Below are 23,496 nucleotides of genomic sequence, written 5' to 3'. Positions count from 1 at the left end.
CCGACCACTCCGACCACTCCGACCACCCCGACCACTCCTGACAGAAGGACGATGATGACCGACTGGACCGCCCGCTTCACGGCGCCCGCCGCCGCCCTGGACGCCGCCCCGCTGCTCCGCCGCGAGACCGCCCTCGAGACCGGGCACGGCGACGTCGTCTCCGCGACCCTCCGCCTCTCGGCGCTGGGCGTCGTCGAGGCCTGGATCGACGGCGAGCCCGTCTCCGACGAGCTCTTCACTCCCGGCTGGACGAGCTACGAGTGGCGCCTGCGCTACTCCGAGCACGACGTCACGAGCCTGATCTCCGGCGACTCCGTGGTGCTCGCGCTCGCGCTCGGCGACGGCTGGTACCGCGGCCGCCTGACCTGGGGCGAGGGCGCCGAGCCCTACGGCACCGAGATCGCCGGCTTCGCCGAGCTGCGGATCACCTTCGCGGACGGCGCCGAGCAGGTCGTCGCGACCGACGACTCCTGGCGCGCCGCGACCGGATCGACGACCGCCGACAGCATCTACGACGGCCAGGACATCGACGCCCGCCTCGAGCCGCAGGGCTGGAAGAGCGCCGGCTTCGACGACTCCGCCTGGACCGCGACCCGCGAGCTCGACGTCGACCTCTCGACGCTCGAGCCCTACATCGCGCCGCCGGTGCGCCGACTGCGCGAGGTCGCGCCGCTGAAGATCTGGACGAGCCCGTCCGGCCGCACCCTCGTCGACTTCGGCGAGAACCTCGTCGGCTGGCTGCGCGTCGAGGTCACCGGCCCGGAGGGGAGCGTCGTCACGCTGCGCCACGCCGAGGTCCTCGAGGACGACGAGCTGGGCGTCCGCCCGCTGCGCGAGGCGAAGGCCACCGACCGCTTCACCCTCTCGGGCGGCGCGGACGTCTTCGAGCCGACCCTCACCTTCCACGGCTTCCGCTACGCCGAGGTCGAGGGCTGGCCCGAGGAGTCGATCGCCGACGGCGCCCTCACCGCGGTCGTCGTCTCCAGCGACCTGCGCCGGATCGGCACCTTCCGCAGCTCCGACGACCTCGTCAACCAGCTGCACGACAACGTCTACCGCGGCATGGTCGGCAACTTCCTCGACGTGCCGACCGACTGCCCGCAGCGCGACGAGCGCCTCGGCTGGACCGGCGACATCGCCGCCTTCGCCTCGACCGCCGTCTACCTCGCCGACGCCGAGGACTTCCTCCGCGACTGGCTCCGCGACCTCGCCCTCGAGCAGGCGCACCACGACGGCGCCGTCCCGTTCGTCGTGCCGGACGTGCTGAAGCGCCGCGCGGCCGAGACCAGCTTCCCGCCCATGGACTCCACCGCGCTGTGGAGCGACGCCGCGGCCTGGGTGCCGTGGGCGGTCTGGGAGGCCTACGGCGACCCGGTCGTGCTCGAGGAGTCGTTCGCGTCGATGGCCTCGCACGCCCGCCGGGTGCGCTCGAAGCTCTCCGACTCGGGGGTCTGGGACACCGGCTTCCAGTTCGGCGACTGGCTCGACCCCGACGCCGCGCCCGACAAGCCCGCCGACGCGAAGGCCGACACCGGCGTCGTCGCCACGGCCTGCGCCTACCGCACGGCCCGCATCGTCGCCCAGAGCGCCGCCGTGCTCGGACGCACCGAGGACGCGCAGGAGTTCACCGCGATGGCGGCCGAGCTGCGCGAGGCCTTCCGCGCGAAGTACGTCGCGGACCAGCGCGTCTTCAGCGACTGCACCACCGTCTACTCCCTCGCGATCGTCTTCGGCCTGCTCGACGACGACGAGCTCGGCTGGGCGGGCGACCGCCTCGCCGAGCTGGTCGCTGAGAGCGGCTACACGATCTCGACCGGCTTCGCGGGCACGCCCTTCATCACCGACGCGCTCTCCTCGACCGGGCACATCGACGCCGCGTACCGCCTGCTGCTGCAGCGCGAGTGCCCGTCGTGGCTGTACCCGGTGACGATGGGCGCGACGACCGTCTGGGAGCGCTGGGACTCGATGCTGCCCGACGGCACCATCAACCCGGGCGAGATGACGAGCTTCAACCACTACGCGCTCGGAGCGGTCGCCGACTGGCTGCACCGCGTCGTCGGCGGTCTCGCGCCGCTGGAGCCCGGCTACTCCCGCCTCCTGGTCGCCCCGCAGCCCGGCACCGACCTCGACTGGGCGGAGTCCACGCTGGAGACCCCGCACGGCCTCGCCTCCGTCCGCTGGGACCGCCGCGGCGACGCGATCGAGCTGGCCGTCACCGTCCCGGAGGGCGCGACCGCCGTCGTCCGCACGGCCGGCACCGAGGACCGCGAGCTCGCCTCGGGCGCGCACACGCTGACGCTCTGAGTGCGGAGGGCCCGACGCTTCCGAGCGTCGGGCCCTCCTCCCTCAGACCTCCGCGATGTGGTCCCGGACGAGAACGCGAGGTGCGTCTGGTCGAGCAGGACCGCCGTCACGTTGAGTTCGAGCGTTCCGTGCAGTGCCAGATCCAGACCGGGCGCACTGTCGAATCCCCGGCCGCCGTGCTCGGTGCTCTCGAACCTTCCCGTCAGGGACGGCACCAGGACATCGATCACCCGTGCACCCGAGGTGTAGTGGTTGCCTGCCGCCGGCGTGTATCCGAGCCCGATCAGCACGTCGTGCAGCGTCCCCTGGGCGGCGATGAGCGGGGACACCGCGGCATCCGCGTCGGCGGTCCGGCGCACGATCGATCCCGGACTCGGGTACGCACCGGAGAGAAGTGCCACCATCTGCCCGCCGACGATGCAGGCGTCTTCCATGTCGGCGATCGCGAGCGACGCGTCCTTCAGGGCGTGGAGCGCGGCGTCATCGGCTCCGGACGTCGAGGGAAGGACGACGGACCTCATCTGAACCATGCCAGCTCCTTGTCGAGGAGGTGATCAACGGCCTCGTCCACGTCGGAACCGCCGGTCCGCTTCAGATCCCAGGCGGCGATGAGCGGGTCGACCGTCCTCCCGGTCGGATACCACGCGGTCGCCGTCGCCCAGAGAGTCCGGTCCGCCGGAACGACGACCCGCAGCGTGGCCTCAGGGGAATCCGTCTCCGCGAAGCCCGACGACTCCAGCGGGAGGCTGCTCTCCGCGTAGAGGACGGCGGACGTCGGGATCCTCCAGGGGGCGATCGCGTCGGCGGCGCTGTCGCCGGAGAGCAGTGCCCTCGGGCCCGACTTCCAAGCGCGTTCAGCCTGTTCGATCACCGGCCGGCTCGAGTACCAGAGCTGCGAGAGGCCGCCTGCGCCCGGATAGTCCGTGAGGAACCGGTCGAGGAGTGAGCGGGGGTCGCGCGCGATCCATCCACGGGTGGTCTTCTCCGCCAGGCCCGAGTCGGCTGCGAGCAGATTCGAGACGGTCACCTGCGAGACCCCGCACTCGCGCGCCAGCTCCGACTGGAACCGAGGTTCAGGTGTCCTCGTCAGGACTCGCTGGAGCGCGAAGAGCGCGGAGGACACACGCCGGTGCCCGCTGTTCGGCTGCCGATCGTCCGCTGCCGGGGTGAGTTCTTCTCCGCGAAGGATGACGACTCCATCGGTGGTGCCGAAGAGCGCCACTCGAGGATCGGCGAGCGCGACACGTCGGCTGATGCTGTTGATCCGGGGGGTCACGAATCCGATTGTCGTTCCTGCAGCCGCCGCCCCCACCTGCTGGCGCATTTCGCGCGCGGTGGGAGGACGGGACAGGAAGACGAGGCGCACATCGATCCGCGCTCCGGAGGGAGGGGTGATCTGCACGTCGCGCGGGCTGAGGATGCGCGCTGCTGCTCCTGCGTCCGAGAGCAGCTCCTGGAGCGGTATCGCAGCGTCGACTCGGGTCATGAAGGCAGGATATAACCGTTTGAACGATTCTGTTCAGAAGGTTATATCTGACTATTTGCTGGGTGGTCCTCAACGCGTCGCGCGTCACGCCGCGACGGCGTCCTCCAGCGGGTCGGTGGGCTCGTCCGGCTCGAAGGAGTCGGGCTCGGCGAGGACCGCGACCGACGCGAGAGGAGCCCGACCCTCGGAGTCCACGTCGTCCTCCGCCGGTGCCGCGACCTCCGCCAGGCGCGCCCGCTCGACGGCGGCGATCAGCACGGCGAAGGCGACCTCGAGGGTGTCGGTGTCGCGCAGCAGGACGCGCTCGCCGGTCGCGGCGTCCAGGCGGAGGGTGCGGAAGACGGGCTGCGGCAGGTCGTCGGCGAAGGTGATCAGGCCGTGGACGACGCCGGTGCGGCGGGCGCGGGCGATCCAGCGGTTGGAGTGGGTGCGGAGAAGGATCATGACCGGGACCGTCCTGGCTGCTGATGGTGCGCGGTGAGGGGGGAAGTGGATCCTCTCCGAGCATCCTGCACAGGAGCCCCGTGTGCCTGTGCTTGACAGAAGAGTCCTCGCGCGTCAGCGCATCCGGACGCGCGCTCGGGCCGCCGCGCGCAGGGCCTCGACGAACTCCGGCACCACCGGATTCCCGGTGTCGCGGACGAGCACGCCGATCTCGCGGACGGCCCGCGGGTCGTCGATCGGGATCTCGCGCACGCCGTCCTCGATCGAGGACGGGCTCGGCGGCAGGATCGTCAGACCGAGGCCCGCCGCGGCCAGTCCGCGCGCCGCCCGGTAGTCGCCGACCTCGAAGGCCGGCTCGGGATCGCGCCCCTCGAAGGACAGCAGTCGCCGGGCCGACTCGTGCAGGCCGTAGCCGGGCGAGAGCATGATCAGGTCGAGGCCGCGCAGCTCCTCGACCGTCACGGAGCGGCGGGAGGCGAGCGGGTGCCGGTCGTCGACGACGGCGAGCAGCGGCTCCGTGTAGAGCGTGGTCGTGGTGGTGCCCGGCAGCTCCGGCGGGTCGGCGACGATCGCCAGCTCCGACTCGCCGTCGGCGACCGCCCGGAGGCACAGCGCGCGCGAGCCGTGGCGGAGGCCGAAGCCGACGCGCGGCCAGCGGCGGCGGAAGCGCCGGATCACGTCGGGAACGAAGGTCTCGCCGAGCAGGGTCTGGAAGGCGATCGCGATGCGGCCGTCCTCGAGGTCGCGGGCCTGCTGCACCTCGGTCAGGCCCGCGCGGATCAGCGCGAGGCCGTCCTGCGCGACGTCCGCGAGCCGCCGGCCGGCCTCGGTCAGCACGACGCCTCGGCCCTCGCGGCGGACCAGGGGAGCGCCGACCAGCTCCGACAGGCGCGCGAGCGAGCGGCTGGCGGTGGGCTGCGGCACGCCGAGCTCGGCGGCCGCGGCGGTGACGCTCCCGGTCTGTGCGACGGCGACGAGCGTCGGCAGCAGCCGGAGGATCGCGGGCTCATCCATGCCTCCAGCGTATAGGTCGGCACGCGACAGGCATTGGTCATGCGTTCGCCGCGGTTCTAGCCTCGGAGGATGAGCACCAGCGTTCGCCTCGCCGTCGACGCTCCTCCCGTCTCGCAGCGCCGGCTGACGATCGCCCTCCTCGCCGCCGGGCTCGCGACCTTCGCCGAGCTCTACGCCGTGCAGGGCGTGCTCCCGCAGTTCTCGCGCGAGTGGGGGATCTCCGCCTCGGACGCCGCGCTGACCGTCTCGGCGGCGACCGTCGGACTCGCGCTGATGGTGCTGCCCTGGGCGTCGATCGCCGAGCGGATCGGGCGGCTGGAGTCGATGCGGATCGCGGTGCTCTCCTCCGTGGTGCTCGCCCTGCTCGCCTGCGTCGCACCGTCCTTCGAGGTGCTGCTCGTGCTGCGGTTCCTCAGCGGCGCGGCGCTCGGCGCGGTGCCGGCGCTCGCCGTGGCGGCGATCCACGACCGGGTCGGCGGGGCGGGCGCGACCGCCGCCGCGGCGGCCTACGTCTCCGGGACGACGCTGGGCGGAGCCGCCGGACGGCTCCTCGCCGGTCCGCTCGCGAGCGCGGTTGGCTGGCGGGGCGCGCTGTTCGCCGTCACGATCGTCTGCGCGCTCGCGGCCGTCGCGTTCGTCCTGCTCGCTCCCCGCGGCGGTGTCGCGCGGGCGCCGCGGGGCGAGGGCGGCTGGCGCGGCAAGATCGCGCAGGTGCTCCGCGACCCGGTCCTGCTCGCGGTCGCCGCGCAGACGTTCTTCGTCGTCGGCGTGTTCGTCGCGGTGTACAACTACCTGGCGTTCCGGCTCGAGGCCGCGCCTTTCGCGCTGCCGCCGGCGCTCGTCTCGCTGCTGTTCCTCACCTATCTCGCCGGGACCGCGACCTCCCGGCTCGCCGGTGTCTGGGCGCCGCGCCTGGGCCCGCGAGTCGTGATGCGGATCGGCGTCGCCGCGATGATCGTCGGGCTGCTCGTGATGCTCTCCGAGCTGATCGTGGTCGTCGTCATCGGGCTCGTCCTCTTCTCCGCCGGCTTCTTCGCCGTGCACGCCACCGGCGCGGCCTGGACCGGCGCGCGAGCGGCCCCCGCCCTCCGCGGCCACGCCGGCGCCGTCTACACGATCGCCTTCTACGTGGGCTCGGGCGTCGGCGGCTGGCTGCTCGGCTTCGTCGTCGAGGCGGGCGGCTGGGGCGCGCTGACCGCGGTGATGATCGCCCTGCTGCTCGTCGGCGCCGGCTGCGTGAGCCTGCCGAGCCGCGCGAGCGTCGCCTCCGCGCGCTGATCGCCGCGCTCGCCGTTCGTCGCGGGTCTGCGACAGGATGGGGGCTCGCGCACGGAGTGGGGGACTTCATGACCGACAGCACCCGGACGGATCCGCGGTTCCATCCCGCCTATCAGCGGGGGTATCAGGGGCAGGGGGCGCCGAGCGCCTCCGTGGCGCCGGCGGAGGAGCGGTTCCGCCGGCCGCGTGGAGGCGACGCGGCGCAGGGGCGGCGCCGCTCGACGACTCCCGAGGCGGTCGTGCCGAGTCGGGTGCGGCGACCGGCATCTGCGCGGTCGTCGGAGCCCTCGTCTCCGCCGACCCCTCCTTCACTTCACAGCGGTTCCGCCGTCGTGGAGCCGGACGGTGAGCAGGCACCGGTCGACGAGATCGAGAAGCAGTCCGGGCCGGCCGTGCCCCGCCGGCCGTCCGCGCTGGATCGCCGGATCCCGCTCGCGCTCGCCGTGCTGGGAGTGCTCTTCCTGGTCTCCGGAGTGGGTCTGATCTGGTCCGCCACGTCGTCGATCTACGGGAGCATCGGAGTCCAGCCGAACGAGTTCGATCAGTTCGTCGGCGCGATCACCAACTACCTGGCCGGCCCTGCCATCACCATTGGGCTGCTCTCGATCGGCGCGGCGATCGCGCTGCGGGCGGCACGCTCATGAGCGGCCGCGGTGGCTGGTGGCCCCTGCTCCTGGGCTACACCGCCCTGCTCTGGGCACTGGCGGTCGGGGCCTGCTGGGTCTCGGCCGTGCAGCCCGACAACTGGAGCTACACCGAGGGCGACCAGGTTCCGCTGGCCGCGATCGTGTCCACTCTGCTCTGGCCCGGTGCGCCGGCACTCGGCACAGCGGCCTTCGCCATGACGGCGACGGCCCTCGCGATCGGGCTCCTGCGCGCCGGGCGGGGTGCCACCGCCGAGGATGTCGACGGTGACGCGGAGGAGGACGTCGAGCTCGGCGAGGGTGTGCTCGTCGAGCTGCTGCCCGCGGGAGGCGGTCGCGGACCCTCCTGACGATGCGGTCCCCTCCACAGGCGGCCGTGCGACAGGATGGGACTCCGAGTGCACGAGGCGGGGGCGGTCATGGTCGACAGCAGCAGAACGGATCCGCGGTTCCACGCCGCCTATCAGCGCGGGTACCAGGGGCCGGCGCCCGAGGTGCGCCGCCGCGAGGAGGACGCGTACCGGCGTCCGCGGCGTGCGGGCCTACGAGTGCCGCACGTGGATCCGAGCCCGCGCGTGGAGGCGGCCGAGCCGGAGTCGCCGCTCGCGGCCCTCTCCTCCGTACCGGAGCCCGCCGCTGTCGAGGCCGCCGAGGATCAGGACGTCGCGGAGACGCCGCAGCCCGAGGCGCCGACGGCCGTGCGTCCTCTGGGCCGCCGGGTCCCGCTGACGCTCGCGATCGCCGGCGTCGTGCTCATCCCGCTCGGGCTGGCCGCGCTGTGGTGGTCGACGCTCGCCATCTACACGACGAGCACCGTCTACGAGCGGCTGGAGTACGAGCAGTACGTCCGGCTGCTGCTGCAGTTCAGCGCCACACCGCTGCTGACCGTGGGCTTCAGCTCCCTCGCCGCCGCCGTCGTCGTGCAGGCCGTCTGGCGGTCGCGCGCATGACGCCGGGTCGCGCCTGGTGGATCGGGGCGGTCGTCCTCGACCTGGTCCTCTGGGCCGCGCTGCTCGCGATCCCGGCGGTCATCCTCGTGCTGCCGAACCAGTGGCAGGGCGACTCGCTGACCGCCCCGATCGAGATCGTCTGGCGGTCGGCGCTGTCCCAGGCGGCAGGGCCGGTGATGACCGCGGCGCTCGGGCTGCTCGTGGTGCTCGCGGTCGCGGCGGCGCAGCATCGCCGGAGGCGGCCCGCAGCGCCCGACGGCCAGGACGCCCCCGACGGCTGGTCCGAGGCCGAGCTCGTCGACCGCTGACGGCGCGGGGTCTCGAGACGCCGCTGCGCGGCTACTCGACCAGCAGGGAAGGGCCGCTGCGCGGCTGCTGGGCCAGCAGGGGGAGGCCGGAGCCGTCGTCCGCAGTGGCATTCATGCTGATCGAGTAGCCCGCGGAGCGGGCGTATCGAGATCCACGAGCGTCAGCAGGACGAGTCTGCAGACCCTCCCTGCTGATGACGGCGGGTCTCGATACGCCCCTGCAGGGCTACTCGACCAGCATGTCGCGGCGCAGCCGCGTCCTTTCGCTCACCACTGAGACGCGAAGCGGCTTCCCCGCTACTTCGCGAGGGCTCCGAAGCGGAAGAGGTAGGTCGCGTCGAGGGTGTCCTCGATGCCGGTGACGCCCGAGGCGGCGACGACGGTCTCGCGGCCCTGGAGCAGCGGGACGATCGGCGCGTCCGCGGCGGTCTGGGCCTGGATGGCCTCGATCGCGGTGGCGCGCGCGGCGGGGTCGGTCGCGGTCGCCTCGGTGTCGATCAGCGCGTCGACGGCCGGGTTCGAGTAGCCGTTGGCGACGGAGGCGCCGGTGGTCGAGTAGGCCGAGCGGAGGAAGTTGTCGGGGTCCGGGTAGTCCGGGAAGAAGCCGAGCTGGTAGGCCGGGTAGCCGGCGTCCGGCGAGAGCTGCTTCACGTAGCTGGTCCACTCGGTCGACTGCAGGTCGACGGTGAACAGGCCCGACGACTCCAGCTGCGACTTGATCAGCGCGTACTCCTGGTCGGAGTCGGGGCCGTAGTGGTCGGAGGTGTACTGCAGCGGCAGGGTCACCGGGGTCGAGACGCCGGCGGCGCTGAGGATCGCGGCGGCGGCGTCCGCGTCGGGGGTCGTGCCGTACGCGTCGGCGAAGGCCTGCGTCGCGCCGGTCTGCCCGTCGAGCACGACGGAGTAGGCGGGCGTGTAGGTGCCGCGGTAGACCTGCTCCGACAGCTCGTCGCGGTCGACCAGCGAGGCGACGGCCTGGCGGATCGCGAGCTTCTGCTCGGGAGTGCCGCCGGGCTGGGTGTTCACGTTGAAGGTGAGGAAGCGCACCGAGCCGCCGGGGCCGTCGACGACCTGCAGGTCCGCGTTGCCGCGGAGGTCCTCGACGTCGGTCGCGGTGAGCGAGCGGTAGGCCACGTCCACGGCGCCGTTCTCCACGTCGAGACGCAGGTTCGTCGACGAGGTGTACGGCCGCAGCACGACGTCGGCGGTCTTCGGCGCGGGGCTCGAGGTGGACTCGTTCGCCGCGAGCTGCAGCAGTCCGCCGGCCTCGTAGTTCTGCACGGAGTAGGGCCCCGAGCCGATCACGTCGGCGTCGTCGAGCAGCGCGTCGGCGGGGAAGACCTCCTCGTCCACGATCGGCCCGGCCATGCTCGAGAGCACGTACGGCCAGGTCTGGTCGTTCGGCACCGCGAGGGTGAAGACGACGTCGTCGCCGTCCTGCGCGACCGACTCCATGTTCGCGAGCAGCGGCGAGGGGCCGTTGTCCGCGGCGATGTCGACGACGCGCTGGAACGAGAAGACGACGTCCGACGCGGTCAGCTCGTCACCGTTCGAGAAGGTCAGGCCGGGCGCGATCGAGCAGCGGTAGGTCGTCGCGTCGTCGAAGCCGCACTCCTCGGCGGCCTCGGGGACGGGCGTGGTCGAGCCGTCCGCGTAGCTCAGGAGGTGCTGGTAGATCTGGTTCTGCGGTGTGAAGCTGCCGCGGTCCCAGGCGCCGGCCGGGTCGAGCGAGACGATCGAGTCGGTCGTGCCGATGACGAGGCGCTCGCCCGAGGCGGAGTCGCTCGAGCTGCCGGGGGCGGTGCAGCCGGCGAGGGCGACGGCGGTGCCGAGGGCGGCGAGGGCGCCGAGGGCGCGGAGTGTCTGCATGCTGCTGCTTTCGTCCGTGGTGCGGGGGAGTGGTGGAGATCTAGAGGGTCGCGAGCCGGAAGCGGTCGAGCGCGTCGGCGCCGTCGACCAGGTCGGCCAGCAGCTCGCCGAGCACGGGCCCGAACTTGAAGCCGTGGCCGGAGAAGCCGGTCGCGAGGGTGACGCGGCCGACGCGGTCGAGCACGAAGTCCTCGGTCGGCGTGATGTCGTAGAGGCAGGAGATCGGGTCGGCGCTCGCCGCGTCGACGCCCGGCAGCCAGTCGGCGACGTACTCGACGAGCCGGGCGAGCCGCTCGGGCTCGGCGCGGAAGTCGCGGTGGTCCGGATCGACGACGCGGCCGGTGCCGTGCTCGCCGACCTTCACGCCGACGCCCGGGGTCGCCAGGCCGTAGATCGTCGGCTCGTCGCCGCGGTGGTGCACGAAGCTCGGCCAGGCGTCGAGCGGCAGGTCCGTCGTGAAGTGCGCCGGCTGCTCCTGCGTGATCCGCAGCGGAGGGAGGGAGCGGCCGGCCGCGGCGACCAGCCCGCCGAGGAGTCCCGGCGTCCAGGAGCCGCCGGCGACGACGACCGCGTCGGCGAGCAGCGGACCCTCGTCGGTGACGACGCGGACGCCGCCGGCGCGCTCCTCGATCGCCCGGACGCCGGTGCTCGCCCGGACGACGGCCCCGTGCGACTCCGCGGAGCCGAGCAGCGCCTCGATCGCGGCGGCGGCATCGAGCCGGCCGCCCTCCGGATGCAGCAGCACGTCGGTCTCGAAGCGCAGGCCGGGCCAGCGTGCGGCGGCCTCGGCGGCGTCGAGGCGCTCGCAGGGGATGCCGTCGCGGGCGAAGGCCTCCTCGATCGCGAGCAGGGCGGAGGCGTCGCCGTGGTCGATCGCGCCGGTCGCGGTGAAGAGGCTCCGGCCCGACTCCCGCTCGAGCCGCGCCCACTCGGCGGCCGCCCGTCCGGTCATCGCTCGGTAGTCGTCCTCCGCGTAGCCGCGGCGGAAGATGCGGGTCTCGCCGTGCGAGGAGCCGCGGTCGTGGCCGCGCTCGAAGCGCTCGAACAGCAGGACGCGGTCGCCGCGCTCGGCGAGGGAGCGCGCGGCGGCGGCGCCGACGAGGCCCGCGCCGACGACGGCGACGTCCCGGTCGGTCATCGGGCGGTCACCGCGTCGACCAGGCGCCGGGCCGGCATCGCCGCGCGCACGGCGGCCTCGTCGGGGAACTGCTGAGCGGCGAAGCGAGCCGGGGCGTAGCGCTCGGCGTCGCCGAGTGTCGTGGTGCCGTGGAGGACCAGTTCGGCGACGAGACGGCCGAGACCGGGCCCGTGGGTCACTCCGGACTCGTTGTCGCCCGCGGCGACGAACAGCCCGGGCAGCTCGGGGACGGGGCCGGCCAGGAAGCGGCGGTCGGCGGTGTAGGAGACGACGCCCTGCGTCCACTCGGTCTCGCGCAGCGCGTCGGCGGAGGCGGGGATCAGGCGGGCGATCAGCGGAGCGAGGTGCGCGTCCATCGCCTCGACCAGGTCGCTGCGCTGCGGGCGGCGGTCCGCGGCGGACTCGCCGAGCGGCTCGTAGCCGACGCCGTTGCCGTAGGTGAGGCCGCCGAGGTGCTCGCGGACCCAGAGGCCGCCGAGCTCGGGCAGCATCAGCGTCGGCAGATGCGGGAGGCCGAAGGGCGCGGTGGTGAGGCGGCTCGCGACGACGCGGGCCAGCGGGAGGCGGCGGCCGAGCGGGGCGAGCAGCTCGTTCGTCCAGGAGCCCGCGGCGAGCACGACGCTGTCGCCGGAGAAGGTGCGGCCGTCGGCGGTGCGGACGCCGCTCGCGCGGCCGTCGGTCGCGAGGACCTCGGTGACGGGCGCGTGCTCGACGATCTCGACTCCGGCCGCGCGGGCCGCGGCGACCAGGGCGAGCCCGGCGTCGGGGGCGCTGATCTGGATGCCGTCGGGCTGGAGGAAGCCGCCGGTGAGCGCGTTCGCGTCGAGGCCGGGGACGAGCTCGGCGGCCTGCTGCGGCGAGAGCTCGCGCGCGCCCTGCGGTCGCAGCGGGTGCTGGATGAGCGGGCCGAGGTGGTCGCGGACGCCCTCCTCGGTGACGGCGAGCCAGGCGCTGCCGGTCTCGCGGAGGAGGATGTCGACGGCGCCGCGGTCGGGATCGACGGCGAGGGCGCGGTAGAAGTCGAGGCCGTACTGCTCGAGGTCGCGCTCCGACTCGTTCCAGTACCAGGCGTAGCCCGCGGCCCACAGGCCGACGAAGCCGGCGCCGGCCGCCGTGGTGCCGCGCGCTGCGTCCCCCGACTCGACCAGCGTGACTCGGGCGCCCCCGCGTGCGAGGTGCAGCGCGGTGGCGGCCCCGAAGAGACCGGCCCCGACGACGACGACATGCCTACTCATACTCGGTATCCAACCAGCGGGTCCCCTGCCGGTCGAATCGATATGACGCCCCGAGTCCTCCCTCCCCCTCCGCGAGATGCCACTTGTGCACGCTTCTTACGGCGTGTCGCGTGCACAAGTGGCATCTCGCGACGCGCGACGGGGCGCGCGCCAGGTCAGGGGGCGGGGAGGAAACTGTTTCGGTAGGGTCGGGGCACCGTTGAGAGGAGGGCCTGTGGCCCGCACGCCGGACACGCGCGTCACGCTGGACGTCGTCGCGGCGCACGCCGGCGTCTCGAAGGCGACCGCGTCGAAGGTGCTCAACGGGCGACCCGGCGCGTCGGCGGCGACGCGCGCGCGGGTCGAGCAGTCCCTCCGCGAGCTCGGCTACAGCCCGAGCACCCGGGCGCCCCGGGTCGGCGGCGGCGTCACCGTCGTCTTCGACACCCTGCTCAGCGTCTACTCGCTGCGCGTGCTCGAGGGCGTCGTCGGAGGCGCGCAGAGCGAGCGCGTCGACGTCACGACCGGCGTCCTCGCGCCGAGCGGCTCCGCCGACGAGACGCTGCGCTTCGACGCCGCGTTCGTCCGCTCGGTCGCGGCGAAGGGGCACCTGGGGATCCTCGCTGTGACCACCGCCATCGACGCCGAGATCGTGGCCGCTGCCGCGGAGGCCTCGCTCCCGCTCGTCGCTGTCGACGCGCCGAACCCGCTCGACCCGTCCGTGGTCAGCGTCGGCTCGAACCACTGGGTGGGTGGGCAGCAGTCCACCGAGCACCTCGTCTCGCTCGGGCACCGGAAGATCGCCTTCGTCGGCGGTGACGCCGGCAACCCCGGCCTCCGCGCCCGCTACGGCGGCTACCGAGAGGCGCTCGCCGCGGCGGGCTTGCCGGAGGACCCGGCCCTCGTCTCCGAGCGGGGGATGGGATCCGCCGAGCACGTGGTGCCGGAGCTCCTGGCACTGAACGCTCCGCCGACCGCCGTCGTCGCCACGAACGACATCGACGGCCTGCAGACGATCCGCGCCGCGATCGCGGCCGGCCTGCGCGTCCCCGAGGACCTGAGCGTGATGGGCTACGACGACACCTTCGCCGCGCTGCCGACCGCCGTGCTCCTCTCGACCGTGCACACGCCCATGCACGACCTCGGCCGCCTCGGCCTCGAGACCCTCGTCCGGATGCACGACGGCATCCCACCCCTCTCGCACCGCATCGAGCTGGCCACCAGCCTCGTCGTCCGCGAGTCGACCGCTCCGCCGCGCGCCTGACCGCCGCGCGCCTGACCGGCGCACCCGTTCAGCGCTTCGAGTCGTCCGGAACGTCGCCGATGTAGTCGGCGATGACCTCCGCCATGTTCTCGAGCGCCTCCCGATGGGACTCGATGTACTCCTGGTCGTACGCGGACTGCACCGCGAGCTCGATCCCGACGAGGTTCGTCTCGGCCTTGCAGTCCATGTCCGCGGTGGCGGTCGCGATCTGCTCGGCGCCGACGTTCGAGGCGCCGACGCCCCACCGCGGATCGAACTCCGCGCTCACGGGATCCGGGTAGTCGAAGCCCCGCTTCGTCATGCAGGCGCTCCAGGCCCCGACCACCGCCTCGACGCGGCTGTCTCCGGAGGGGACCGGCGGTCCGCCGTCGGGGAGGGCGGACGGGTACCGGGCCGAGAACGCCCCGCCCCCGTCGCCGAGGGGGAAGGACCCGTGCACGGACATCGAGCACGCGGCGAACTCGTCTGGCGTGACCCCCGGCGGCACACCACTCGGCAGAGCGCCAAGGTCTCCGCCCGCGCGTGCATAGCCGAAGCGACTCGCGTTCTTCGGATCGAAGAACCCCCAGAGCTTCGACCGGATGTCCTCGACCTGGCCGTCGCCGAGGAAGGCGAGGACCGCCTCCTCGTCGAGGGGCCACTCGATCATCCGCTCGTCGTCGCCGTCGCGCAGGCAGGCGATCTGCTTCGCGCGCTCGGCGCGCACGAGCCGGAGGACCAGCTGCGTATCGGGGATGTACTGATCGATCGGCCGGACGATCTGCGACGGATCCGTCGGGGTGCTGATGGGGCCGAGCGGTGGCTCGGGACGGGCGGGCTCCCCGCTCTCGTCCCCTGACGGCACTCCCGGCGCGCACCCGCTGAGAACACCGGCGACAGCGAGAGCAGACAGCAGGAGGACCACCGTCGCCCTCAGCGTTCGAGTCTTCACCGCGTTCCTCCGGCGGTCAGTCGATGTGCTCGACGATCACCGTCTGCGGCGTCGCGTAGCTGGTGCCCCATCCCGGCTCGAAGGGGACGTCACCACCGCCGGACAGGGTGAAGAATCCGCCGTTGTTGCCCGCACCCACTGTCTGCTGCGAGGTCAGCCGATCCGCGGCGGTGCCGCTGTTCGCGTAGCAGTGGTTCCCGGTGTGGAACTTGAGGAAGTCGGTGCGGGTGCCGCAATCGGACCGGGTGATCGCGTGGGCGGGGACGGACGCGGTGATCGCGAGGGCGGCTCCGATGCCGACAGCGGCGATGGCCTTGGTCAGTGACTGCTTCTTCATGATGAATGATCCGTTCTCATCGTCTTCGGGTTCGAGTGGAGATGCGCAGTGGAAGGCGGCGATGAAATGCGGATCGACGCGCGAGAAGCCGACCGAAGGTCGGAATTCTTTCTCCATGAGAAGGTGATGCGGGAAACGGTAGGGCGGCCGTGGTGGCCACGGCCAGAGGCGGCGCGTTATCGCGGGTCCGCTGCTTCGATCGGGCACTCGGTTCCCCGAGAACACGCGGGATGAGGGGCGGGCGGCAGGCGACGATCCGCGCCGACCGTTCCGTCCGGTGATCGGCGTCGGTAATCTCGCAGGGGTCCGCAGAATCGTCGAGACGGACGGTATCTGCGCTCTATCGGACGATTCTCCAGGTGGCCTTCTCCCGGAGAATCTCTGCGCCTTCTTTCGATGGATCACTGTGCCTTCTTCCTATGGATCAGTGTGCCTCTGGAGAAGGCGAGGAGAGAGTCGTGGTCGAGAGGAATCAGCACGATCGATGAGCGAGAGGGGGAGTGCACCGTGACGGATTCGCGCGCTCCCCGACGGACCCCGGTGGAGCGGCGGCAGCGGCTGCTGCTCTGGGCGGCGATCGCGGCGGCGGTCCTCTCGACCGCCGGGCTGCTGCTCTCGCTCTCGATCCGCTCGCCCGCGCAGCAGGCGGCCGACCAGGCCGCCCCTCCGCCGACGACGCTCACGGAGCCGGTGGCGCGCCGCGTCCTCACCGGGACGGTCACGGTGCGCGGGACCGTCGCGGCGGCGAGCACGATCAGGGTGCTGCCGGCGGTCTCCACCGCGGGCGGAGCGGCGATCGTCACGGCGCTGCCCAAGGCGGTCGGCGCCGCCGTCCAGGCGGGGGACGTCCTCGCGCAGGTCTCGGGTCGCCCGGTCCTCGCGCTGCCGGGGGCGACCCCCGCCTACCGCGACCTGAAGCCCGGGGCGGAGGGAGCAGACGTCGAGCAGCTGCAGAACGCGCTGGTCGTGCTCGGCCATCTGGCGGCCGACGACGTCGACGGGCACTTCGGCGGCGCGACGAAGGACGCGGTCGCCGCCCTCTACTCCGATTGCGGCTTCGACGCGCTGACGACCGCCGACGTGAACGAGGGCGAGGCGGCCGAGCTGAGCGGCGCGCAGCAGGCCGTCGTCGCCGCCCAGCAGCAGCGCGCCACCGCCGCGCTCGAGTTCGCTCAGGCCGTCGACGACGTCGCGCAGGCCCAGGCGCGGCTCGCGGTCGAGTTCGCGACCCGCGCCGAGGCCGACGCTGAGGACGCCCTCGCGGCGCTCCGAGCGCGCACGGGGGTCGAGATGCCGCTCGCGGAGACCGTCTTCGTCCCCTCCTTCCCCGTCACCGTGGGCAGCCTCGATCTCCCCGTCGGAGCGCCGCTGGCGGGCGCGACCGGAGCGCTGCTCACCCTCGACGTCGGCGATCCGATCGTCTCCGCGATCGTTCCGGCCGGGCGCGAGCAGCAGCTCGCCGCCGGCCAGAAGGTGGCCGTCGTGGACGACGTCGACCGCCGAGAGGCCGAGGGGACCGTCACCGCGCTCGGCGCCTACAGCGGGGGAGGCGCCGCCGAGGGTGCGTCGGAGGGCACGGAGTCCGCGCCCGGCTTCCCCCTCACGGTCACGCCGTCGCCGGCTCTTCCCGCCGACTGGCGCGGACGGAACGTCCGCGTGACGGTCACCGTCGGCGAGACTCCGGCGCCCGTCCTCGTCGTGCCGGTCGTGGCCGTGCAGTCGGCGGACGACGGCACGACCTTCGTCACCGTGCTGCAGTCGGAGGGGGGCCAGCGGGTGACCGTCGCGGTCTCGACGGGGCTCATCGCCGAGGGCGAGGTCGAGGTCACTCCGGCCGAGGGCGCGGTGCTCGAGGAGGGCGACCGTGTCGTCGTCGGCTGAGTCGAGGGCTGAGGCAGATGCCGGCACTCCCGTGATCGCGCTCGTCGACGTCCGCCGCAGCTTCCCCGGCCCGCCCGAGACGACCGTGCTCCTCGGGATCGACCTCACCGTCGCGCGCGGCGACTACCTGGCGCTCGTCGGGCCGTCCGGCTCGGGCAAGACGACCCTCCTGCACCTCCTCGGGCTCCTCGACACCCCGAGCGGTGGCGAGTACCGCTTCGACGGCATCGAGGTGACCCGGCTGACCGAGGTGCAGCGCACCTCCCTGCGGGGGCTGCGCATCGGCTTCGTCTTCCAGGACTTCCACCTGCTCAGCCATCGCACCGCGACCGAGAACGTGGCGCTCGGTCTCCTCTACGCCCGGGTCCACGCGGCGGAGCGCACGGCGCGAGCTCGGGAGGCGCTGGAGCGCGTCGGCCTGGGCCACCGCCTCGATGCGCTGCCCCGGACGCTGTCCGGTGGCGAGCGGCAACGGGTGGCGATCGCGCGTGCGCTCGTGATCCGGCCGAGCCTCCTGCTCTGCGACGAGCCGACCGGCAACCTCGACTCCGGCTCCGCGGAGCGCGTGCTCGACCTCTTCGACGAGCTGCACGCCGACGGGGTCTCGGTCGTCGTCGTCACCCACGACCCGACGACCGCCGCCCGCGCCGGCCGAACGGTGCGGATGCGCGACGGGCGCCTGCGCTGATGGCGCCGTCGCTCCCGACCAGCGGTCTGCGAGCCGCCGACCTCCTGCGCGAGGCGCTGGCCGGCCTGGTCCAGCGCCCGACCCGGACGGTGCTCACCCTGCTCGGGCCGCTGCTCGGCGTCGGCGCGTTCGTCGTCGTCCTCGGGCTCACGGCGACGGCGTCCGGGCAGATCTCCCAGGAGTTCTCGCTGCTGGAGGCGACGCAGGTGACCGTCACCGACGCGGGCGGGAGCGACGCCTCCGACACCGTGGACGGCTTCCCGTCCGACGCCGAGAGTCGGGCGGACGGGCTGACCGGAGTCGTCGCCTCCGGAGTGAGCTGGACGCTGCCGAGCGGGTCCACGCCCGTCTCCTCCCGTCCGGACGGGCTCGGCTCCGCCGTTCCGATGACCGTCGCCGCGGCCACGCCGGGCTGGTTCACGGCCGCCGATGCGTCGTTCCGCTCGGGCCGCGCGATCCAGGCGTGGGAGGAGGAGCGGCGAGTCCCGGTCGCCGTGGTCGGCGCGGGAGCGGCGCGGCAGCTCGGCCTGCCGCCGGTGGCGGGCGAGGCGAGCGTGTTCCTCGGCGGGGTCGGCTACACGGTGGTCGGGATCCTCGGCGAGGCCGGGCGCGACCCGCTCGCGGCCTCGACGATCTACCTGCCCGCCTCGGTCGCCCGGCAGGTCTACGGGCCGCCGAGCACGAGCGCGCCGGCCGTGCTGCTCGTGGAGACGGAGGTCGGTGCCGCCGGTGTCGTCGCGCAGCAGCTCCCGCTCGCGCTGCGGCCGGATGCTCCCGCGACGATGAAGACCTCCGCGCCGCCGGACCGGTTCGCGCTGGCGGAGAGCGTGACCGCCTCGCTCGCCGACCTCTTCCTGGCGCTCGCCGCGGTGATCCTCCTGATCGGGGCGGTCGGCATCGCGAACACGACGCTGGTGGCGGTGCTCGAGCGCACCCCCGAGATCGGACTGAGGCGCGCGATCGGCGCCCGGCCGCGCCACGTCTTCCTGCAGATCCTGCTCGAGACCGGGATCACCGGGACCCTCGGCGGTCTGCTCGGCACGGCCGCCGGCATCGCGGTCGTCGTCGCGAACGCCGCCCTGCAGCAGTGGACCGCGATCCTCGATCCGCTGGTCACGGCGAGTGCGCCGCTGCTCGGCACGCTCGTCGGGGTGCTCGCAGGGCTCTCGCCGGCGATCCGGGCCGCGCGGATCGAGCCGATCGAGGCGCTCCGGCGGTGACAGGGCTCCCTGCGGCGGTCAGGCCGTCGCGCCCCGCGAGGCGCGTCGCACGCCGAGCAGCACGACCAGGCGGAGGAAGCCGACGAGGCCCGTGCCCAGCAGCGCGGCGAGGAGCAGCAGCACGGCGACTCCCGCGACCCAGGTGGTGTCGCCGCTGACGTCCTCGACCAGGAACTCGAGGCAGAACAGCGCGAGGCCGGCGTAGGCGAGGACGAGCACGATGATCGTGCCGGGGCGGCGCAGGCGCTGCCGCGGGGTGCGCCAGAGGGCCGGCGGCTCGAGCCAGCGGCGGAGCAGGCGGATGACGAGGGTGCCGACGAGGCCGGTCAGGCCGGCGCCGATCAGCACGACGCCGGAGGAGCCGAGGGGCGTCGAGTTCAGGCCGGCCAGCGAGAGTGCGATCCCGACGCCGATGAAGACGGCGCCGAGCCCTCCCGCCGACATCGCCGACCACATGCCGAAGCCGCCGCGGAGCACGCTCTCGCGCTCGGGGCGCGGCTCGAGGGGGGCGTCGACGAGGCGCTGCGGAGCGGGCGGGGCGGAGGAGTCGGGAGAGGGTGTGGCGGCGGCGGGCGCCGGCTCGCCCCAGGCGTGCGCCGCTCCCGTCGTCTCGACCACGTTCTCGCGGACCGGGATGTAGCGCAGCGGCGCGTCGATGCGGACCTCCGGGCGACCGCGGACGACGGCCGTCGCGCTCACGGGGACGCCGCGGGAGAGGAGGAGCGGCGCGAGCAGAAGGGAGCCGGACGGGTCGATCGACCACTCGGGGGTCTGCGGCGGGCCGCCGTACCACTCGGCGGAGGAGGAGCCGGCGAGGACAAAGGAGATCGGGCGATCGGCGACGAAGGTCGTCGGCGGCAGGTCGGTGCGGCCGAGGTTGCGGACCGTCGCGGTGACCCGCCACCAGTCGTCGCCCGCGTGCGACAGGCGCACGTCGATGTCGACCAGCGAGGCCGGCTTCGCGCGGCGCCGGCCGATGACGACGGCGACCACGGCGGCGGCCGCGACGATGAGGCCGCCGAGCAGGCCGACGACTCCGAGAACGATCTCCATGGGGCCAGTCAACCATCCGGGCGGGGGCGTGCGGCCGGGGGTGCGGGCGGGGTGGATCTCGATACGCGCGCTCCGCGCGCTACTCGATCAGCATGCTCGAGACCCGAAGCCCCAGTGCGGGGTTTGGCGGCTCGTGGCGGGGTCCGCATACTGGAGGACCGCCCCCAACAGGGAGCGTTCAGCTGCGACAGCGGAGGGTGGAGCGGTGTCGACCGTGCGTGACCGAGCCCCCGCGGCCCGACGAACCGCCAGCATCCTGCCTCTCGCAGTGGGTGCCGCGGGACTCGTCGTGAGCCTCGTGCTGGCCGTCGTGGCCGCCTCCGTCGCCTCGGCGCCCGTCCGCGTGCTCGGGCTGCCGCTCCCGCTGGTGCGCGGCAGCGCCGTCTGGCTGAGCGTCGCCGGCTACGTGCTGACGCCGCTGCTCGTCTTCCTCGCGACCGGCTGGGACCTCTCCTCCCAGCGCGCGCACTCCCTCCGCGACGCCCGCCGCTTCGTGCCCGACGCCCGCTTCACCCGCGCCCTCTACTGGCTGTCGGCCGCGGCGCTCGTGCTCGGCGCCTGGCACGTCCTCAACATCAGCGTCCCGATCTCCGAGTGGCTGGGCACGTGATCCGCCGCGCCCTCGCGATCGCGGTCACCGCGCTCCTGCTCGTCCTCGGACTCGGGGCGGCGGCGCAGCCGGCGAGCGCGGCGACCACGGGCACCGCCGCCAGCACCGCCTCGCTCACCGACATCGGCCGCGGCGCGATCGAGGACCTGCGCACCTGCCTCTCCTCCTCCGACGTCCTCAACGTCTACTACCTCGTCGACAGCTCCGGCTCGCTGAACACCGGCGGCGACGACGGCCGCGGCTCCGACCCCGACGTCGCTCGCGCCGGCATCCTCGCGGGCAGCCTGCAGGAGCTCGGCGGCCTGCGCGACTCGCTCACCGTCAACTGGGGCGCCGCCTTCTTCAGCCGCGCCTTCGAGCCGGCGGTCGACTGGCGGCCGTGGTCGCGGGAGAGCCCGGAGGCGCTCGCCGGCGTGATCCGCGACAAGACCCCCGGCGGCGGCACCAACTGGCTCGCCGGACTCCAGGGCGTGCAGACCGCGCTGCAGAACCAGCCGAGCGCCGGCTCCGCCTGCCAGCTGGTGATCTGGCTGACCGACGGCGAGATCGATCTCGGCTCCGCGCAGGCCACCGCCGACGCGACCAACGCGCTCTGCGGCGTCCGGATCGACCCCGACGGCGATGAGCCCGAGGGCAACGGCCTGCTCGCGGCGCTCCGCCAGGCCGGCGTCGTCGTGCTCGGCACGCTCCTGGCCGACGGCGAGCAGCGCGAGGAGGCCCGCGTGATGTGGCCGCTCGTCGAGGGCAGCGGCGCCTACGGCGGCGGCACCGCGACCTGCGGACCGGCCGTCGCGCCCGAGGGCTCCGTCCGCGGCGCCGTCGTCGACGCCTCCGACCCCGACGCGCTCGCCTCCGTCTTCCTCCAGCTCGGCGCGCGCATCGCCGGCGGCGCGTCCGAGGCGCTCGACGCGAACGGCTCCTTCTGGGTCGACCCGGGCGTCGCGCGGATCCAGGCCGTGGTCAAGGACGGCTGGACGCTGCAGGCGCCCGCCTCCTCCGGACTCGGCACCCTCTCCGCCTCCGCCACCGCCCCCGAGGTCACGGTCACGCAGTCCTCCGGCGTCTCGCGGCTCGAGATCACCGTCGACCGGCCGGAGCTGCAGGGGCAGTGGACGCTGACCTCGCCGGGCACCACCGAGGTCTTCGCGTTCAGCGACCTGCGGATCGTCTTCGACGACGCCAACCAGGTGCAGCGCGGCGAGGACGGCACGCTCTCCGCGACCCTCACCGCCCGCGTCCAGGACCCGGACGGCCAGCCGGTCGACCTCTCCGTCTTCGGGCAGGCGGACTTCGCAGCGACCAGCACCGCCGACGGCGCGACCGCCGACCTGCCTGGCGCCGCGATCGACGCGGCCTCCGGCGTCATCACGATCCCGCTGCCCTCCGACGTCACCGCCTCCGAGCTGCTCGTCACCGCCTCGCTCGACCCGCTGACCACCGCGGAGCACGCGATCGAGCTCGCCCCGGTCACCACGCAGCAGCGGATCACGACCGTGCTGCCCGCCGCCTTCCCGAGCGTCGCCTCGCCGCTCGTGCTCAGCGAGCTGACCGGCGCCGACGGCCGCGCGGAGGGCACTCTCGCGATCCAGGGGCCGACCGCCGGCGGCGACGGCCAGGTCTGCCTCTCCGCCGCGCCGACCGTCACCAGCGACAACGCCGACCGCGCCGACGCCTGGCAGTGGAGCTTCACCGACGAGTCGGGCACCGCCCTCGCGCCGGGCTCCTGCCTCGACGTCGCGCAGGGCGCCGCGCGCACCGTGACCGTCTCGGCCGAGAACCCGGTCGCCGCCGACTCGTCGGTCGCCGCGACCCTCCCGCTCGACGTGCGCACCGCGGGCGGCAGCAGCGCCCCGCAGACCGTCGCGCTGTCCTTCCCGTCGACCTTCCCGGTGAACGCCGCGGCGATCGGCCTGGTCGCGCTCGTCCTCCTGCTGCTCGGCGTGCTCCTGCCGCTGCTCGGCCTGTACCTCTTCAACCGGGCGAAGGCGAAGATCGCGATGAACGGCTCGTTCCAGCGCGGCACGATCCCCGTCGAGATCACGCCGGAGGGCGTCCGCTCGGCGCTGACCCACGGCCGCCTCGACGAGCGCTTCCGCTACCTCCGCAGCGAGACGGGCGTGCGCGAGCTGCCCGACCCCGAGCTCGGCCGGCTCCGCGCGCACGTGCCGTGGTGGCCGCTCAAGGCGCCGAGCTACCGCGTCGGGCCGCCCGCCGGCGGCGAGATCGTCGCCTCCCGCACCGGCACCCGCGGCACCTCCGCGGGGCGGCCGCTCGGCAACGGCGGCGTCGAGTTCTCCGCCCTCCCGCTCGACGTCTTCTGGGCGATCGTGGTCTCGGAGCAGGAGCTCGAGCGTCCCCGCGGCGACGAGCCCGTGCGCGCCACGGCCGTGCTCTACCACCGCGTCGACCGCGACGACGAGGGCCAGTACGAGCGACGCCTCGAGGATCTGCTCCGCGACTCCGGCGAGCCCGCGTGGAAGACGGTCGACGTGCTCCGCCGCGAGCGAGCGGCGAAGCGCCCCGAGCGCCGGGAGCCGCAGCAGCCCGTGCCCGCCGCCCAGCCCGCGGCCGCCGAGGCCCGCTCCTCCGTCCCGCCGCGGAGCGCCCAGAGCGGCACTCCGACCGCGACCCCGCCCCGCCCCTCCTCGCCCCCGCGCCCCGGGGGCCCGCCGCCTCGGACGCAGGGCGCCCCCGGCCGCCCCGGCGGACCGCCGCCCCCGCGGCCCGGCGGCTCCACCCCGCCACCCCCGCCGCCCGGCCGGGCCGGCCCCCGCACCCCTCCGCCCCGCAGTCGCTGACGGCGCTCCGCCTCCCGGCACCGCCCGCACGACGACACACGACACACCGCGCTACCGCAGGAACA

At 73.9% G+C, this 23,496-nt stretch carries 21 protein-coding genes; 12 read left to right on the top strand and 9 right to left on the bottom strand.

What is annotated here, in order from left to right; all coding sequences use genetic code 11:
- Nucleotides 1–54: 54 nt before the first annotated feature.
- The gene (locus EDF43_RS18060) at nt 55–2,304 is read left to right on the top strand and encodes an alpha-L-rhamnosidase (protein ID WP_207901837.1); all 2,250 of its coding nucleotides are present in this window, start codon (nt 55–57) and stop codon (nt 2,302–2,304) included.
- A 517-nt stretch (nt 2,305–2,821) separates the two neighbouring features.
- Here the strand turns inward: EDF43_RS18060 and EDF43_RS18055 are convergent.
- The 3 genes from EDF43_RS18055 to EDF43_RS18045 form a co-directional block, all read right to left on the bottom strand.
- Nucleotides 2,822–3,706 carry a hypothetical protein gene (locus EDF43_RS18055; protein WP_132962524.1) on the bottom strand — a complete coding sequence of 295 codons (885 nt, stop codon included), beginning with the start codon at nt 3,704–3,706 and terminating at the stop codon, nt 2,822–2,824.
- Between the two features lie 168 nt (nt 3,707–3,874).
- Nucleotides 3,875–4,234 (bottom strand): hypothetical protein, encoded by a 360-nt coding sequence (locus EDF43_RS18050; RefSeq protein WP_132437952.1) that lies wholly within the window; start codon nt 4,232–4,234, stop codon nt 3,875–3,877.
- Nucleotides 4,235–4,348: 114 nt separating this feature from the next.
- Nucleotides 4,349–5,248, bottom strand: coding sequence for a LysR family transcriptional regulator (locus tag EDF43_RS18045; RefSeq protein ID WP_132437951.1), 900 nt, complete (start codon nt 5,246–5,248; stop codon nt 4,349–4,351).
- Between the two features lie 69 nt (nt 5,249–5,317).
- On the opposite strand from EDF43_RS18045, the gene EDF43_RS18040 reads away from it, so the two are divergent.
- The 5 genes from EDF43_RS18040 (at nt 5,318) to EDF43_RS18015 (ending at nt 8,428) form a co-directional block, all read left to right on the top strand.
- Nucleotides 5,318–6,526, top strand: coding sequence for an MFS transporter (locus tag EDF43_RS18040; RefSeq protein WP_132437950.1), 1,209 nt, complete (start codon nt 5,318–5,320; stop codon nt 6,524–6,526).
- Nucleotides 6,527–6,858: 332 nt separating this feature from the next.
- Nucleotides 6,859–7,170 carry a hypothetical protein gene (locus EDF43_RS18035; protein ID WP_132437949.1) on the top strand — a complete coding sequence of 104 codons (312 nt, stop codon included), beginning with the start codon at nt 6,859–6,861 and terminating at the stop codon, nt 7,168–7,170.
- Nucleotides 7,167–7,520 carry a hypothetical protein gene (locus tag EDF43_RS18030; RefSeq protein WP_132437948.1) on the top strand — a complete coding sequence of 118 codons (354 nt, stop codon included), beginning with the start codon at nt 7,167–7,169 and terminating at the stop codon, nt 7,518–7,520. The genes EDF43_RS18035 and EDF43_RS18030 overlap by 4 nt, the downstream gene beginning before the upstream one ends.
- A gap of 69 nt (nt 7,521–7,589) precedes the next feature.
- Entirely contained in the window at nt 7,590–8,120 is a 531-nt protein-coding gene (locus EDF43_RS21990; protein ID WP_165909176.1) for a hypothetical protein, read from the top strand.
- Nucleotides 8,117–8,428, top strand: a complete 312-nt coding sequence (locus EDF43_RS18015; RefSeq protein WP_132437945.1) for a hypothetical protein — start codon at nt 8,117–8,119, stop codon at nt 8,426–8,428. The genes EDF43_RS21990 and EDF43_RS18015 overlap by 4 nt, the downstream gene beginning before the upstream one ends.
- Before the next feature lie 297 nt (nt 8,429–8,725).
- Here EDF43_RS18015 and EDF43_RS18010 read toward each other — a convergent pair whose 3' ends face one another.
- The 3 genes from EDF43_RS18010 to EDF43_RS18000 are packed head-to-tail and all read right to left on the bottom strand — an operon-like array spanning nt 8,726 to nt 12,670.
- Complete coding sequence (locus tag EDF43_RS18010; RefSeq protein ID WP_132437944.1) at nt 8,726–10,297, bottom strand: ABC transporter substrate-binding protein; 1,572 nt, start codon at nt 10,295–10,297, stop codon at nt 8,726–8,728.
- Nucleotides 10,298–10,337: 40 nt separating this feature from the next.
- Nucleotides 10,338–11,435, bottom strand: coding sequence for an FAD-dependent oxidoreductase (locus EDF43_RS18005; protein ID WP_132437943.1), 1,098 nt, complete (start codon nt 11,433–11,435; stop codon nt 10,338–10,340).
- Complete coding sequence (locus tag EDF43_RS18000; RefSeq protein ID WP_132437942.1) at nt 11,432–12,670, bottom strand: FAD-binding oxidoreductase; 1,239 nt, start codon at nt 12,668–12,670, stop codon at nt 11,432–11,434. Before EDF43_RS18000 ends, EDF43_RS18005 begins: the two co-directional genes overlap by 4 nt.
- A gap of 214 nt (nt 12,671–12,884) precedes the next feature.
- Between EDF43_RS18000 and EDF43_RS17995 the strand changes: the two genes are divergently transcribed.
- Nucleotides 12,885–13,913: a LacI family DNA-binding transcriptional regulator gene (locus EDF43_RS17995; RefSeq protein ID WP_165909175.1), complete on the top strand. Its 1,029-nt coding sequence runs from the start codon at nt 12,885–12,887 to the stop codon at nt 13,911–13,913.
- 28 nt (nt 13,914–13,941) lie between these two features.
- On the opposite strand, the gene EDF43_RS17990 is transcribed toward EDF43_RS17995, so the two are convergent.
- Both EDF43_RS17990 and EDF43_RS17985 read right to left on the bottom strand, forming a co-directional pair.
- Nucleotides 13,942–14,844, bottom strand: a complete 903-nt coding sequence (locus tag EDF43_RS17990) for a hypothetical protein (protein WP_132437940.1) — start codon at nt 14,842–14,844, stop codon at nt 13,942–13,944.
- Nucleotides 14,845–14,860: 16 nt separating this feature from the next.
- Nucleotides 14,861–15,181, bottom strand: coding sequence for a hypothetical protein (locus tag EDF43_RS17985; RefSeq protein WP_132437939.1), 321 nt, complete (start codon nt 15,179–15,181; stop codon nt 14,861–14,863).
- 507 nt (nt 15,182–15,688) lie between these two features.
- On the opposite strand from EDF43_RS17985, the gene EDF43_RS17980 reads away from it, so the two are divergent.
- The 3 genes from EDF43_RS17980 to EDF43_RS17970 are packed head-to-tail and all read left to right on the top strand — an operon-like array spanning nt 15,689 to nt 18,970.
- Complete coding sequence (locus EDF43_RS17980; protein ID WP_165909174.1) at nt 15,689–17,062, top strand: peptidoglycan-binding domain-containing protein; 1,374 nt, start codon at nt 15,689–15,691, stop codon at nt 17,060–17,062.
- Entirely contained in the window at nt 17,046–17,750 is a 705-nt protein-coding gene (locus EDF43_RS17975) for an ABC transporter ATP-binding protein (protein ID WP_132437937.1), read from the top strand. The genes EDF43_RS17980 and EDF43_RS17975 overlap by 17 nt, the downstream gene beginning before the upstream one ends.
- Nucleotides 17,750–18,970, top strand: a complete 1,221-nt coding sequence (locus EDF43_RS17970; protein WP_132437936.1) for an ABC transporter permease — start codon at nt 17,750–17,752, stop codon at nt 18,968–18,970. Before EDF43_RS17975 ends, EDF43_RS17970 begins: the two co-directional genes overlap by 1 nt.
- Before the next feature lie 18 nt (nt 18,971–18,988).
- On the opposite strand, the gene EDF43_RS17965 is transcribed toward EDF43_RS17970, so the two are convergent.
- Entirely contained in the window at nt 18,989–20,023 is a 1,035-nt protein-coding gene (locus EDF43_RS17965) for a hypothetical protein (RefSeq protein ID WP_132437935.1), read from the bottom strand.
- 205 nt (nt 20,024–20,228) lie between these two features.
- On the opposite strand from EDF43_RS17965, the gene EDF43_RS17960 reads away from it, so the two are divergent.
- On the top strand, nt 20,229–20,633 hold the full coding sequence (locus EDF43_RS17960) for a hypothetical protein (RefSeq protein WP_148060007.1): 405 nt from the start codon (nt 20,229–20,231) through the stop codon (nt 20,631–20,633).
- Nucleotides 20,630–23,431, top strand: coding sequence for a hypothetical protein (locus EDF43_RS17955; RefSeq protein WP_132437933.1), 2,802 nt, complete (start codon nt 20,630–20,632; stop codon nt 23,429–23,431). Before EDF43_RS17960 ends, EDF43_RS17955 begins: the two co-directional genes overlap by 4 nt.
- Nucleotides 23,432–23,496: the final 65 nt, after the last annotated feature.

It is taken from the genome of Rathayibacter sp. PhB179 (assembly GCF_004345345.1).
Lineage (GTDB): Bacteria > Actinomycetota > Actinomycetes > Actinomycetales > Microbacteriaceae > Rathayibacter > Rathayibacter festucae.
The sequence above is the reverse complement of the archived record's forward strand: the minus strand, read 5'-3'. Positions and strand labels throughout refer to the sequence as shown.

Excerpts from the sequence above, each read along its gene's own strand:
- EDF43_RS18060 (WP_207901837.1), top strand. The coding sequence starts at position 55 with ATGACCGACTGGACCGCCCGCTTCACGGCGCCCGCCGCCGCCCTGGAC.
- EDF43_RS18050 (WP_132437952.1), bottom strand. The coding sequence starts at position 4,234 with ATGATCCTTCTCCGCACCCACTCCAACCGCTGGATCGCCCGCGCCCGC.
- EDF43_RS18045 (WP_132437951.1), bottom strand. The coding sequence starts at position 5,248 with ATGGATGAGCCCGCGATCCTCCGGCTGCTGCCGACGCTCGTCGCCGTC.
- EDF43_RS18040 (WP_132437950.1), top strand. The coding sequence starts at position 5,318 with ATGAGCACCAGCGTTCGCCTCGCCGTCGACGCTCCTCCCGTCTCGCAG.
- EDF43_RS18030 (WP_132437948.1), top strand. The coding sequence starts at position 7,167 with ATGAGCGGCCGCGGTGGCTGGTGGCCCCTGCTCCTGGGCTACACCGCC.
- EDF43_RS21990 (WP_165909176.1), top strand. The coding sequence starts at position 7,590 with ATGGTCGACAGCAGCAGAACGGATCCGCGGTTCCACGCCGCCTATCAG.
- EDF43_RS18015 (WP_132437945.1), top strand. The coding sequence starts at position 8,117 with ATGACGCCGGGTCGCGCCTGGTGGATCGGGGCGGTCGTCCTCGACCTG.
- EDF43_RS18010 (WP_132437944.1), bottom strand. The coding sequence starts at position 10,297 with ATGCAGACACTCCGCGCCCTCGGCGCCCTCGCCGCCCTCGGCACCGCC.
- EDF43_RS18005 (WP_132437943.1), bottom strand. The coding sequence starts at position 11,435 with ATGACCGACCGGGACGTCGCCGTCGTCGGCGCGGGCCTCGTCGGCGCC.
- EDF43_RS18000 (WP_132437942.1), bottom strand. The coding sequence starts at position 12,670 with ATGAGTAGGCATGTCGTCGTCGTCGGGGCCGGTCTCTTCGGGGCCGCC.
- EDF43_RS17985 (WP_132437939.1), bottom strand. The coding sequence starts at position 15,181 with ATGAAGAAGCAGTCACTGACCAAGGCCATCGCCGCTGTCGGCATCGGA.
- EDF43_RS17970 (WP_132437936.1), top strand. The coding sequence starts at position 17,750 with ATGGCGCCGTCGCTCCCGACCAGCGGTCTGCGAGCCGCCGACCTCCTG.
- EDF43_RS17965 (WP_132437935.1), bottom strand. The coding sequence starts at position 20,023 with ATGGAGATCGTTCTCGGAGTCGTCGGCCTGCTCGGCGGCCTCATCGTC.